Below are 14,191 nucleotides of genomic sequence, written 5' to 3'. Positions count from 1 at the left end.
GAATCCCGGGGCTCAGCTAGGTAACTGTAGTATCCGGCTGACGATGGCTACGCCCAGCGCGTCCGGAAGAACCAGGAGCACGAGCCGAAGCTTCATGTAGTAGCTACATCCCGGTCGCTCCACCGAGTCTAATACTTTATTTGTTCAGTCTGCAACTTAATTTTCTTAGTCTAGTACTTTATTTTCTTCTTATATCAAAACCCTCGCTTAATCCTGAACTGATCGCCAACGTCTCATTTTGTATAGGCGAGTATGGGAAAGTAAAAAAACAAGTGAGATATAAGGATATTTCTTGGTCCACGATCGTGTTATACATATACGAGGTGAAAACATGGATGACATTTATAAACGGAACGTAGAAATGATTTATCGCATTTGCTTCATGTATCTCAAAAATTCAACCGATTCGGAGGATGCTGTTCAATCGATTTTTCTAAAACTATTGAAGTCCAACACGTCTTTTGCTGACCCCGAGCATGAGAAGGCATGGCTTATCGTAATGACCAGGAACTATTGCAAGGATATACTGAAAAGCTGGTGGAGAACGCGGAAAGTCGAGCTGGCACGCTTGCCGGAAGCGGTTTGGAGGGATGACGGCGATCGTTCGGGAGAGTTGCTTGATCAGCTGCTGGCGTTGCCTGATAAATACAAAATCGTACTCTATCTTTATTATTTCGAAGAATATTCAATTAGAGAAATCGCGAACATGCTCATCCGCAAAGAAAGCACGATCCAAACACAGCTGGCGAAGGGGCGTACGCTCATGAAGTTAAGCTTAGGAGGCCATTATGACAAATAATCATATCAAGCAACTATTCGAGGCAATTGCTCCGGACGAGAATCAGAAAGAGAACATGTGGAAAGCGATCGAACGGCAGCGCCGGGTCGCACATGAACCAAGCCGAGAGATGCGCGGACGAGCCTCCTATCGCAAAATACTGATCACGTTATCTGCCAGCTTGCTTGTACTCCTCATCTCGGCAACAGCGTATGCTGCAGTATCCGGCGATATCGAAAAATTATACGATCGCTATTTTAACGGAAAAGGACAGACGGTTACCTTTGCAAACGGCGATACCTTGCACTATGAAATGGACGGTAAAAATACGAAGGTAGCGATCAGCGCTGTCACTGGGCCTTGGCTCGTTAAGAAATCCTGGGGGCGCCTCATCGTAAGCGTAAACGGAGAAAAAATCAATATTACGGAGGCGCTTAAGAAGAAGGGATACTTTTACTATAGCTATCGAGACGACACTAACATCCTGCATCGCTTGTATATCGTGAAGAACGCCGGCGGAACCAAAGATTATGCGGAGCGGTGGTACTCCCAGATGGAATGGCTGCCCGAGCTGGGCATGTCAGGAGGAGTGCGAGGACTTAGCCAGCAATTGGCGCAAGCCATCGGGATGGCCCATCTGGATGAAGAGGAAGGGAAAGATCTGGACGCTGCACTTCAGGACCGCTTAGCGAAGTATTGGAAAGAGTATGGCAATTAGACGTCATAAGGGGTCTTCTTTCAAGGTGGATAACGGATACGCTTCATTTACTTGATCGACACAGCAACTATTTTCAAGGCCGTCTCCAAACAGGGGCGGCCCTTTTCAGTTTTGCCTTACTTATGCGCGCAGTTCCAATGCCTGAATGAGGTGGACCGCTGATTCGATTGCGAGTGGATACTTCTAATAGGATTTTGACGAATCATATTAATAAAATTCATGGTCGACCTTGTTAATTTCTCATTTTTGCGAGTACAGATAGCTATTTTATTTTTTAGATGAATTCTTTGTATTTAGCTAATGTATTGGAAGTAACCTCCCGCTTAATGAAGCATCGTCAGTCTACAACTTTATTTTACAATCTTGAACTTTATTACTTCTAACAACTCCTAAGAAAATCTAATCATCGATTCTGCTCATAAAACGCAAGGTCTCTGAAGCTACTAATTAATGATTTTTCTATCTCATTAAGATGTTCGGATGTTTCTCCTTTTACTTAATAAAAAAAGTCCCAATGATTAAATGCCATCATCGGGACTTTTCTTCTCCGTACAGTAGAATGTCTTTGACTCTTCTAATTTAAGAAGCGGAGTACTGTCATCGATTTTCTTGTAAAATGATAAGTCCGCGGGCCTTTACCCCACGCTATGTCCGCTTCTTTTGGCGCTATCTTATTCGGCTCCTCGAAGCTATTCCGATCCTCATCTGCATGACCAGAGAGCGTATATACTTTAACACCCCGATCGGTTGTTATATCTCCGTTCAGAACAACATCAGCAGTTACATCGTACTCTTTCAGGTTAACAACCTTCATAATAATATCACCAGACTTCTCATCCAATGATGCTGAATAATATAGTTCTTCAGTAATAGCAGGCTTATCCTCAGTGTCTGCAAGAAGAACACCATCAATATAAGTGCGTATTTGGCGCCCTTTAACCTCTAAACGGTATTCGTACTTCCTCCCTGCTTCAGGATTGAAAACATAATTTATAAGTTCGCAATGTCTTCCTCCTGTAATGCTGCAGATACTGGATAGATTCATCCACCAATCGAGCTTCCAAATGCGCTTATTATTGTCATCGGCTTGTCCAAATGTTATTTCAAACGGATGGCTTCCAGAAACATCGACTCCACTGCTTTCATCGAGCTTAGCTGCACGAAACGACAAATGATAATGGTCCCAATCCACCGTATCGAGGAAGCTTGATGTTGATTCTGGTGAAATCGATCTTCCATCATATTTCTTAACTTCGCCAGTCTCAAGATTCTCTAGTGTAATATCGACAATATCAACATGAGCAGATTTGGTGTCAAAGCTAATCGTCCCCATAATCGGCGGAGCAGCTTGTTCTTGCTCAGGTAATCCTATTGCTTCCGTATGAAGCAATACATCTCCCTGATGCTGCATAAACAGTTTCTGAACATGATAACTAGCAGTGCCATACACCGAATGATTGTTGAACCATATCATATTGGGTTTCCAATTTACGTAATCTGCGTTGCAGAGCATTGGCGCATAACAAGCGAGTCCTACAGCTGGCGCCTTCTCCATGCCAATCATATAAGCCGCCTCAACAACTGCGTTGAAGTAGGTATCATCGCCTGATGCATATTCGCCAAGAAATACTTTAGGGCCGTCGGCAGGATATCCATCATAACGATTCATATTCGCGATGAACCAATCTGGCGATTGATAGTAGTGTTCATCTACATAATTGGCCTCATGTTTGCAAGCACATTCCCAACCGCGATCATATTCGCTGCCAGCAGCTCCGGGGCCCCCAGAACCAATTAATTTAATAGCAGGATATTTCTCACGAACTGCCTGATGAATAATCACATAGCGTTCAAAAAACTCCGCCCCGACTTCTTCATTCCCAATGGCCAGATACTCCAAGCCAAATGGTTCAGGATGGCCTAGATCAGCCCGTTTTGCTCCCCAAATAGTATCCGTCCCCCCATTAGCAAACTCGATAAGATCTAAGGCTTCATCGATCCATGGCTGCATCTCGTCAAGAGGAGCGGCACGCCTTGTATGAGGATCGTAACCTGCTGCAATGACTGGAAGCGGCTTGGCTCCGATATCTTCGCAAAATTGAAAATACTCATAATACCCTATCCCCATGGTCTGATTGTACTTCCAAATGTTACTCTTCGTCGGTCTTGATTCAACCGGCCCCAGCGTATTCTTCCAACGATATATACTGTTTCGATCATTCGGATTTAGAGAACCAAAATGGGCAAGACAGCCTCCTGGAAAACGCATAAACCGTGGCTTCATGTCGGCTAGTAGCTGTGCAATATCTGCACGCAGCCCATTTTTCCTCTCCAAGAACGTATGTTTAGGGAATAATGAAACCATATCTAACGATATTGATATTTTATCTTCAGCTAGCAGCGTTAAACGAGCATAGTTGTCCGTCATATCCGCAACAATCTCCAATTCCACTTGCGTCCATTCCATCTGATCGGGGTCAAAAGTAGTCTCTCCATAACATAGGGTCCCCTCCTCATTCTCCAGACGGATTCGCATTGGAGCAGAGTTAGAGCTATTTCTCCGATAATAACAGGAGAAATGGTATGTTTCGCCCTTAACAACAGACATGCCTGTGTTGAATCCTGCATTTTGAACCCCAGCACCTTTACCTGGCAGCATTACTTCCATAACCAAATAATGCAAATTGTTAGCGTTAAGAGGGGAGTCCGTCTCTACATGAATTTCAACATGTGCCGGCCCTCTCGCTACCTTATTCCATGCTGTAAGTGAGTTATAGTCCTTATTATCTGTATAGTCGAACTCGAACGAGCGATTCTGCACCATTTCCGCATACAGACCACCATCCGCTGCATGGTTAAGATCCTCGAAAAAAATACCGAACAAATCTCCTAATTCTTTTTCTTTCTGATCAACAGATACAACAATCTTAGGTTGACTCATTTCCAAATGCGCCTCCTTGGCTGCCCAATCTATGAATGGATAACGATATAATCATTTCAAATCTTCATCAACATCAATATCCCGATACTGACCGGGAGTTAGCCCTGCATATTTCTTAAATACTTTGAAGAAGTAACGCGGATTCTCATACCCTACCTGAAATGAAATCTTGTCTATTGCCATCTTAGGGTGTTCATTCATAAGTTGCTGAGCCTTAAATACACGGCACGTATGCAAATATGGAATGAAATTAATTCCGGCTTCTTTCTTGAACAATGCACTTACGTAGCTTGGATTCAATTCAATAAACTCTGCCACTTGTTCTAATGACAGATCAAACTTTGCATAATGTTGATGGATATAATCTAGTATTTTACTCATCGGTTCTGATAGCAGCTTGTTGTCTAAGAGACTCGTGAATTCCGTTATCGTTTCCTTGTACTCCGTCGCCCCCTTCACCTCGCGAAGCTGCAGATCTTCATGAATTAATTGAGCTGCGTTCTGCAGGGCGGACACGAGCTCTTCTTTATCGATCGGTTTCAAGAGATAATCAAGTACTTGGTAACGTAATGCCTGTCTAACAAAATCAAAATCATTATAGCCGGTTAAAATAATGAAGCGCTCGCAAAGATTGTTCCGTTTCACTTCATGAATCAATTCCAAACCCGTCATCTCGGGCATCTGAATATCTGTTAGAATTAAATGTGCTTCATACGACTGAAGCTTCTCGAGCGCTTCTATTCCATCGTTAGCCGTCTCCACCCTAAGAAATCCAGTATCTGCTTTCGTAATAATAGAATGGAGCCCGGCTAGAATTAGTGGTTCATCATCTACTACCAGTAGATTTAGCATGATTCAAGCTCTCCTTTATACATTTGAATGATGCAAATCATACCGTTCGGATCGTTACTATTTAGCGACAAACCAGATTGGTTACCATAGAAGCTTTTTATGCGCTCATGAACATTGTATACGCCAAGCCCTCCCGATTCGGTCTGCAGTCGCTCCAAGTCCAGTTCTCCATGCAATACACCTTGAATCATTCGAAGTCGATCCGCTTCTATTCCAACTCCGTTATCCTTAATCTCCACTTTAAGGTAGCCATTCTCTTCATAAATCCGTAATCGAATCATCCATTGCTTCCGCAGTCTGCTTAGACCATGAATAATACTGTTCTCTACTAATGGCTGCAAAATAAACCGTGGACACACGAAACGATTAATTCGAGCATCTACCTCAATTGCGTAATCTAGTCGCTCACCGACTCGGATTTTATGAATCTGCAAAAAATTTCTAACATGCTCGAGCTCGTCATGAAGTGTCGTTTCAAATTTGTCATTCGATAGACTGTAACGAATGAGTTTGCCAAACGTATGTGTAAAATTGGCGACTTCTGGCGCTTCATTCACTTCAGCCATCATCCGAATAGACTCCAATGTGTTATATAAAAAGTGCGGTTTTATTTGGGCTTGCAACACTTTATAATCAGCTTCTTTACGCAGCAATTCTTCACGGTGCACCTTGTTTACCAAGTCATCGATCCGCTGAAGCATCGCGTTGTATGAGGATGTCAAATAGTCGATTTCATCCCTATCATTCGTACGCTCAGTATACATGGATAAATTATCAAAGCCGACCCTACGCATATGCCTAGAAAGCTTGACAATCCGTTTAGTTAGAGAGCTGACTATCCAATAATAAACAGCGGAAAGCATAAACAAACATATTACCCCGCCAAGTGCGACAAATTGTAATTCCTTCTTGAGATTTTCAAACACACCTTTCTCGTTTGTATAAGATATCACGACAACGTCTAATGACTCGACGGTTACCATATTACTGAGAAGCCTCTTACCCCTAACAATATAATGACCGGACTTGGACTCTTGAATAATAGCTGAAGCCGATTTTTGTACTAGTTGTACTTCCTCTGTGTGATCAAGATCACCAAATAACAGCTTGCTATCAGGCGAGATAATCAATACCCGATCATCTTTCTTTGTCTTGATCTTCTCCATTAGCATATTAATTACGTCGTCAGATACTTTAATTTCCATAATCCCAATTTGCTTGGAAAATTGTGAATTATAAATCTTCTGATAGTAAATTAAGCTCGGATATTGTTGAGAGGTTGATTGTTTCATAACCCATAAACCTTTGCCCGGAGGCAGCGCTTGAATTTCTCCATATTCCGGTTTATGAATTAACTCATTCGTTTCCCCAAACTCTGGCTCTAAAGTTTCAACCTCCGGATTGATGCTATACATCCGAATTCCTTGTATTTGCTTATTCCCGACACTTACAAACGAGTATAAGGGCCGAATATTTTTCAGTAAATTATAGACGTACTGAGATTCAGAACGATAATTTCCGCTCAAGTATTCAAGCATGTACTCATTGTATTGAAATAACTGATATACTGATTCGACTTGTGTCAAATCAACCTGCAGACTATTACTCGCCTGTTCGATAAGCTCCTGCCTATTTCGCAAATATTGTTCAAGAAAACGACTTTGCGCCTGGTTGTAAACAAAATATCCAAAAATCAAAAATGGAATTAGGACCATCAGCAAATAACCCACGAACAATTTTTGTACGATTTTTGTCTTCGGCAGCATGAAAATCATTCTTTTAGCTAGTAACTCTAACAGGATCATCACTTCTTTACTTTTCAGAGTATCGTTTCGTAATAAAAAGCAGGAAAGTCAGTGCATTAGCTCTGACTCCTCCTACTTCATTTATTTTTTATTATTTCTGAAATAACGGTTTTACTTCCTCATACTTTTTGTTGAGCCATGCCTCATATTTACTCAGGCCAATTTGCTCAGCTTTCGCCAGCATATCGTTATAAGCTTTAACCGCAGATTCTTCGGAGTCAGACATGAAAATCCTAACTTCCTCTGTACTTATCATTTCTTTCAACTTGGATAGGATCACTCCTTCTTCGGAATCGGATTTAGGCACGAGTAGCCCTAATGCAGGAACAAGTACCATTGTATCCTTTGCAGCTTTCTTTACATGTGAAGACTCGATATTCGGATCTGCAATATCAATAGCAGCGCTATTCGACATCAATCCCCAGAACCCTATTCCTTCTTTATTAATGTAATCGCTGTCACCTTGCTTATAAAGCAGCTCAGGATATTTGCCTTCGTTATTCCATTTATAGTGTTTGCCTTCAATACCCCACAATCCCAGTTTCTGGCCTTCTTCAGAGAACATGTATTGCATAAACTTGATGGAGGCTTCTGGGTTTTTGTTTTCTTTGGTTATATATACACCAGACCAACCGACACTGGCATTATAATATTTAGCATCGCTGCCCAAAGGTTTTACCAACTGGGTAAGTTTAGCGTTATTGTCCAGCTTAATTTGGCTGTTCATGTTATCAATATCATTCGTATTATCTGCCTCAGCAAATACTTTGCCTTTCAAGACATAATCATTATCTCGAAGCGTGTCTTTGAAAGCAAAGTTCTCACCGGTAATATATTCGTTACGATAAAGACTGTTTATATATTTGTAGTAGTCAAGACTCTTCGGATGGTTAATATAGTATGACACTTTACCATCCTTCTCATACAGATCCGTCGTTATCGTCGGGATACCGAATTGCTGCTTTAAATAATAATAGCCCCAGTTTTTATCGAGCATAAGTGGAATCATATCCGGGTATTTCGCTTTCACTTGCCCGAGAATGTTTTCAAGATCTTGCAAATTGTTGAGAGCAGGTTTGCCCAATGCATCCATAATATCTTGGCGAATCCCAAGTGCGCCAGGTGAAACCGACGCATTAGGATTGGCATCCCATTCCGCTTGCGTAGCGAAGTTATTTCGGATCGTATAGAAATTACCATCAGTTTCCGTATTAATTGCAATTCGATCCTGGTCTGGCTTAAAGTCAGGTGCGTATTTCTCAATCAGTTCATTCCAGGAGTAAGATACTGCAGGATCCGCCAGTCGATCTAGATTAGTAGATGTGAAGACCAAGTCAGGCAAGTCGCCAGATGCAATCATCAATGGCAGCTGCTTATCATCTGCTGCTACAGTCACTTTAAGTTTAACGCCTGTTTTCTCGGTAATCATTTCAGGAATGGAACCAGACCAATCTTTAACAGGGAACCACGGATGGTTGACGAATACACTCAACTCAACAGGTTCTTTACTGCTTGTCGATTCTGATGGAGTTACTTGTCCTCCGGCATTAGCTGCCGGGCTTTCGGAACTGCTGTTCCCTGAGCAAGCCGAGAGTAATGAAACCATCATGCCGATGACGATGAATGAGTTGACCCGTTTCTTTCTGCCCATTTGTTGCATCGATATTCCCCCAATAAATTGTTTTTTTATATTAAAACCATTCGATTTTAATAGCAGATTATTAGCCTTTCACTGCGCCGAGCATTACACCTTTTACGAAATGCTTCTGTAAGAAAGGATAGACGCAGACGATCGGCAATATCGCGACAACCATCGCTGTAATTTGAATCGAAAACGTCGTAACCGTGGTCATTGTGCTCGCGTAAGCAGAGCTCGCTGCATCAAGCGGCATCGTACTTTGATTCGTTATTTCAATCATCCGGTATGTCAATGTACGAAGGTTCTCATTCTGGACGAAATAGGCTGAATCCATCCATGAATTCCATTGGCCAACACCTAGAAATAGCGACATCGTAGCCAGAAGCGGCCGTGATACAGGAAGAATAATGGTATAGAAAATCTTCAGATCACTTGCTCCATCAATTCGCGCTGACTCTTGCAAATCTTCCGGAATTTCTCTAAAGAATGAAATCGCAATGAGCAGGAAAAATAAATTTAACATCGTCGGAATGACATACACACCAAAGTGATTCAACAGATGCAATTCTCGAAGGACAACATAATAAGGAATTAAGCCACCTGAGAAGTACATGGCTACGATAATGATTGGAAAGTATATCTTCTTAAAAATCAGATTCTTGTACGACAGGCCGTAAGCAACAAGGCTTGTAAATAACACACCTAACACTGTTCCAACGATCGTTCGTGCAGAAGATACAAGAAAACCAGCTCTCCATTTATAATCATTAATGAAGGTCGTATAATTTTCTAAAGTAAATTTCCTCGGCCAGAAGTAAATCCCTCCTCTTGATGCATCAACGCCTTCATTAAATGAAATGATGAGAACATAATAAAATGGATATAAAGTAGCGATTAAAACAACTAGCATCAAGAGCGTATTTAACGTGTCAACAACCCAATCCTCAAAGGTTCTTCGTCGCCAATGTTTGAGTATGCTATCCATTAGAATAACCCCTGTCCTGAAAATTTCTTAGCCAAATAGTTGCTTGTGAAAATTAAAAATACCGAAATCATTGATTGTACAAAATCAATCGCTGTCGCATATGCAAACCGTCCCTCTGCAAGACCAACCTTAAAGGCATAAGTTTGGACAATTTCAGACGTATCACTGTTTACAGAATTTCCGAGCAAGAAAGCTTGTTCAAAGTTTGAACCAACCAAACCGCCGCCCAGTAGACTACCGATTGACATAACCATTACAACAATAACCGCACCTTGCATACCAGGCAATGTTATATGCCAGATTCGTTTTAGACGACCAGCGCCATCCATCTGAGCTGCTTCATATAGGGAAGGGTTGATTCCTGCAATCGCTGCCAAGAAAATGATCGTCCACCAACCAGCTTCTTTCCAAACAGCACTTCCGACTGCCAATCCCCAAAACTTGCTTGGATCGGTTAATATGTTTAATGGCTTGTCGATAATATGCAGATTCATCAATAACGTATTGACGATACCATCTTGAGCGGAAAGAAATACATATGCCAATCCCAACACAACAACCCAAGAGATAAAGTGCGGGAAGTAACTGACGGTTTGTACAATTCGCTTGAATGCCATTCCTCGCAGCTCATTCAACATAATGGCGAACAAGATCGGGATTGGAAAAGCAAAAATAATTTTCAGAATACTGATTACCAATGTATTTCTAACCAGGTCATAAAACCTGTAATCGTTCACAAACTCATAAAAATATTTGAGTCCAACCCAATCGCTCGTGAAAATCCCCTGAACACCTGTAGAAATTTTGTAATCCTTGAACGCCATTATGATCCCAATCATTGGAATGTAAGAAAAGATTAATAGGAATAAAACCCCTAAAAGTACAAAGGTCTGCGGATATAATTGCCGTTTAAACTGTATCCATGTAATGCGATTAATTGGAGCGCCTTTGTTCCCAATCACACTTGAATCCGTTTTCATCTCTGTTTTCCCCCTCCTTACCTTTATTATAATTTCCGTTTTTAATCCAAGATACGGACCATTTTTTCAAAACATACTGTCCGTTTTTGTGATATCTATAAACTTATCCACATCGTTTTTCAAACATAAAAGGGCTGCCAATAGATCCGCAGCCCATTGTATTGCTATAGTTAGAAACACTTAGTCCAGCTTTTCAGTAAATAAGTTGAAGGCATGGTCCAGGAAAATCGTTGTGTTATTGCCACGATAAGTGCCGATAGCTAGAGTATAAATTCGGCCAGACTTTGTTCGCACAATCGTATGACCACGTCCCCCTTGATCGTCTTGATTGCTCCACAAGACCGGCTGTCTGCCGTTCACCTGCTCCCAGTTAAATCCATCAAGGCTGACACCGAAATACACCTGCTCCTCATCTGGCGTCTTCTTCTCGTTAAAATGAACGAATAAGTAGGCGCTCTTCTACTTCTCCTCCCGAATGTGGACATTCGATAATTTCTTCATCCGCAATACGGTGAACGATTGACCTGAGAACGTATAGTCGAAGCCGTTACCTTGCGAATGGAGCACGGTATATGACGGTACAATTCGTTTCGGATCTCCGAAGCTGTTCTCGTCCTCAAGGGCATATCCTGACAGTTCCGATATTTCAATATTCAATGACACATTATCGAGCCCTTCCAGATTGATGCGAACAGGCGCAACCTCATTTTGAACATTGACAACCTTCAAAATGACATCGCCATTTACCTCGTCTATGCTAGAGGAATAGTAGAGCGGTTCAATGACGGGTAGTCGATCTTCTGTATCAGCAACTAGGGTGCCGTCGATAAAGGCTCGAATCGTCCTCCCCTGAACCTCCAGTACAAGATGGTAATCGACATCTGTTTCTACCGTAAACAAGCTTTGGGTTAGGATAGAGCTTCTTCCGTTCACGAAGACGTTAATCATCGAGTCCTGATTCTGCCACCCTCCAATTTCCCATAAAATCTGATTCCGGTCATCGCTTCTGCCGAAGTGGATGAATAACCCTTTGCGTCCTTCTATCCTCCTTGCCGTCATCGACAACGTGTAATGCTCACTCGCAATTGACTCAATCTCCAACATGCGACGTGCCGTGCCATTCACACGTGCTTCCTGCGTGTCGGACAGAAGGATTCGATCACCGCTAAACTCTTGGATATCCCCGGTTACGTGATTGACAAGACGAATCCGTGAAAACTCGACCGAGCCTTGATCAGCCCCAATCGCAATGATCCCTTCAATCGGTCTGATTTCCAGCTGAACGAGCGGCTTGAAACCTTCCGCTTCAACCGGAAGCACATAATCGCCTTGATGATGCATGAATAGCTTCTGCACATAATAATTGGCCGAGCCATAAACTTGATGATTATTGAACCAAATTAAATTTGGACTCCAGTTCATATAATCAACGTTGCAGAGCATAGGCGCATAGCAGGCAAGGTCGACGGCATGTGCATTGCGCTCCAGTCCGGTCATGTAAGCCGCTTCCGCTAGCGCATTGTAGTAGGTACTGCCCCCTGAAGCGTATTCGCCCAGAAATACATGTGGATCTTCCGCCTTAAATCCGTCGTAGCGGCGGTGATTCGTCAGCATCCACTCCGGTGATTGGTAATAATGCTCATCCACAAGGTCAGACCTATTCTCGCGCGCAGATCGCCAGCCGCGCTCATATTCGCTGCCTGCCGAGAATGGACCGCTGGAATTAATTATTTTGATGGCTGGATATTTCGCCTTAATTGCACGATGGAAGTAAGCATATCGCTCGAAGAAAGGCTCACCTACCTCTTCATTCCCGATTCCGATATATTCCAAATCGAACGGCTCTGGATGGCCAAGTCCGGCACGAATCGAACCCCACTTGCTTGTCACATCCCCATTCGCAAATTCAATAAGGTCGAGCGCATCCTCTATCCATGGCTGAAGCTCATCTATTGGTACAATTCTCTTATGATGTGGATCATAACCTGCTGGTAAAATCGGGATTGGCTTGGCAGCAATATCCTCGCAGAACAAGAAGTATTCATAATAACCAAGACCCAGCGTCTGATTGTATCGCCAGTTGCTGCGACGTGCTGGCCGCTGCTCAACAGCACCGATCGTGTTTTTCCAGCGATACATCGAATCACGGTCATCTGCGTTTAGTGATCCATCATGAACGAGGCAGCCGCCTGGGAATCTCATAAACTTAGGCTTCAAATCAGCGATCATCTTGGCGATATCTTCACGCATGCCATTCGTTCGATTGTGGAATGTTAGTGCAGGGAACAGAGAAATCATGTCGAGATAAAGCTTTCCTGTACCCTTGGTCTTGACAACGAGCCTTCCACTATAATCAGTAGCTGAAGACGTTAGACGCGCCTCGTATTTCGTCCACTTGTCCGACTCCACCATGATAAAGGCTTCAGCATAGATACTGCCATCTAACCCTTGCAGTTCAACCTTAACAGGCGCGTCGAAGCTACTATTTCTACGTGCATACATCGAGAACAGATAGTTTTCCCCTGATTTAACTGGGATGCCGCTATTAAAACCCTCATTCTGAATTCCGACGCCGTCACCCTCAACCTCAATATCAATGACCGCGTAATTGACATTTCGGCTGTTCAAAGGGATATCTCGTTCAACCCTAACCTCACACTTGCCGCCTCCATGCTCTACCTTGGCCCAAGCCGTCAGTGCATGAAAATCAGGATGATCAATCGGATCAAACTCAAAGGAGCGGTTGCGGACAAGTTCAGCATACAGTCCTCCGTCTGCAGCATGATTCAGATCCTCAAAGAAAATACCGAACAAGTCACCCATTGCTGCCCCGCGTTCATTGGCATGGATAGTCAAAGTACCTTTAACAGTCAATTCTTACCTCTCCTTCGTTAGGCAATAGAACCAGTAGTAGCATGTTCTGCGTTTCGAATTAATGTGAGCCCCACTATATTAAGTTAATTGGCTATTGAAACAGTAAGCGTTTGCATGCTATCTAGTGATTCCTGTCTTCGCCTATACCTATAGTCGTACAAATGATGAAACCATCATACTTCGCCATCAATCGAGGGAGATACTGACCATTCTTTATACGAATACTGTCCGATTTTTAGATCATGACATGCACAAATACTAACGTAATTTGGGAACAGTCTTTTATATTGTAATCTACCGCTCATTAGCCGACGTTCAATCAGATAATCTGCGACCTTGGCGAAAACAGACACATATGGAGCTTGCATGATTGTGGTCTACTCCTATGGATGAGGACAGCTATTATCGCCCCTGTACGGTGGAGCAACTGACAGATACACTTCCATGCTATCGAAATCAAGCTTCTTATTCGGTATTTACAGCTGTCATTCTACACCTCTACCCTAGCGGAAAACATCTTTAGGATCAGTCAATTTGAGGAAACCATTTCTCATCATATCTTGCCTTCTATTCAAAAATTCTTTAGAAGGGTTATTAATTTTTTCGAATGGTTTCTTTG

General features: G+C 42.6%; 9 protein-coding genes and 1 pseudogene. 2 read left to right on the top strand and 8 right to left on the bottom strand.

Annotated elements, in window-relative coordinates; translation table 11 throughout:
- The first annotated feature begins 331 nt into the window (after positions 1-331).
- Both BBD42_RS12205 and BBD42_RS12200 read left to right on the top strand, forming a co-directional pair.
- Complete coding sequence (locus tag BBD42_RS12205) at positions 332-799, top strand: RNA polymerase sigma factor (RefSeq protein ID WP_099518335.1); 468 nt, start codon at positions 332-334, stop codon at positions 797-799.
- On the top strand, positions 789-1,496 hold the full coding sequence (locus tag BBD42_RS12200) for a hypothetical protein (protein ID WP_099518334.1): 708 nt from the start codon (positions 789-791) through the stop codon (positions 1,494-1,496). Before BBD42_RS12205 ends, BBD42_RS12200 begins: the two co-directional genes overlap by 11 nt.
- Positions 1,497-2,070: 574 nt before the next feature.
- Here BBD42_RS12200 and BBD42_RS12195 read toward each other — a convergent pair.
- The 8 genes and pseudogenes from BBD42_RS12195 to BBD42_RS12160 form a co-directional block, all read right to left on the bottom strand.
- Positions 2,071-4,380, bottom strand: a pseudogene (locus BBD42_RS12195) (alpha-L-arabinofuranosidase C-terminal domain-containing protein); the annotation flags it as partial.
- Positions 4,381-4,488: 108 nt separating this feature from the next.
- On the bottom strand, positions 4,489-5,289 hold the full coding sequence (locus BBD42_RS12190; RefSeq protein ID WP_099518332.1) for a response regulator transcription factor: 801 nt from the start codon (positions 5,287-5,289) through the stop codon (positions 4,489-4,491).
- A complete protein-coding gene (locus BBD42_RS12185) occupies positions 5,283-7,055 on the bottom strand; it encodes a sensor histidine kinase (RefSeq protein ID WP_172455468.1) in 1,773 nt (590 codons plus the stop codon). The genes BBD42_RS12190 and BBD42_RS12185 overlap by 7 nt, the downstream gene beginning before the upstream one ends.
- 130 nt (positions 7,056-7,185) lie before the next feature.
- A complete protein-coding gene (locus BBD42_RS12180) occupies positions 7,186-8,754 on the bottom strand; it encodes an extracellular solute-binding protein (RefSeq protein ID WP_099518330.1) in 1,569 nt (522 codons plus the stop codon).
- Positions 8,755-8,815: 61 nt separating this feature from the next.
- A complete protein-coding gene (locus BBD42_RS12175) occupies positions 8,816-9,718 on the bottom strand; it encodes a carbohydrate ABC transporter permease (protein WP_099518329.1) in 903 nt (300 codons plus the stop codon).
- Positions 9,718-10,698: an ABC transporter permease gene (locus tag BBD42_RS12170; protein ID WP_099518328.1), complete on the bottom strand. Its 981-nt coding sequence runs from the start codon at positions 10,696-10,698 to the stop codon at positions 9,718-9,720. Before BBD42_RS12170 ends, BBD42_RS12175 begins: the two co-directional genes overlap by 1 nt.
- Before the next feature lie 180 nt (positions 10,699-10,878).
- A complete protein-coding gene (locus tag BBD42_RS31965; RefSeq protein WP_216364928.1) occupies positions 10,879-11,100 on the bottom strand; it encodes a hypothetical protein in 222 nt (73 codons plus the stop codon).
- Between the two features lie 57 nt (positions 11,101-11,157).
- Positions 11,158-13,572, bottom strand: a complete 2,415-nt coding sequence (locus tag BBD42_RS12160) for an alpha-L-arabinofuranosidase C-terminal domain-containing protein (RefSeq protein WP_099518327.1) — start codon at positions 13,570-13,572, stop codon at positions 11,158-11,160.
- Positions 13,573-14,191: the final 619 nt, after the last annotated feature.

This window comes from Paenibacillus sp. BIHB 4019 (assembly GCF_002741035.1).
Lineage (GTDB): Bacteria > Bacillota > Bacilli > Paenibacillales > Paenibacillaceae > Pristimantibacillus.
Note: the sequence above shows the minus strand (reverse complement) of the source record. Positions and strands in the feature narration are given on the sequence as shown.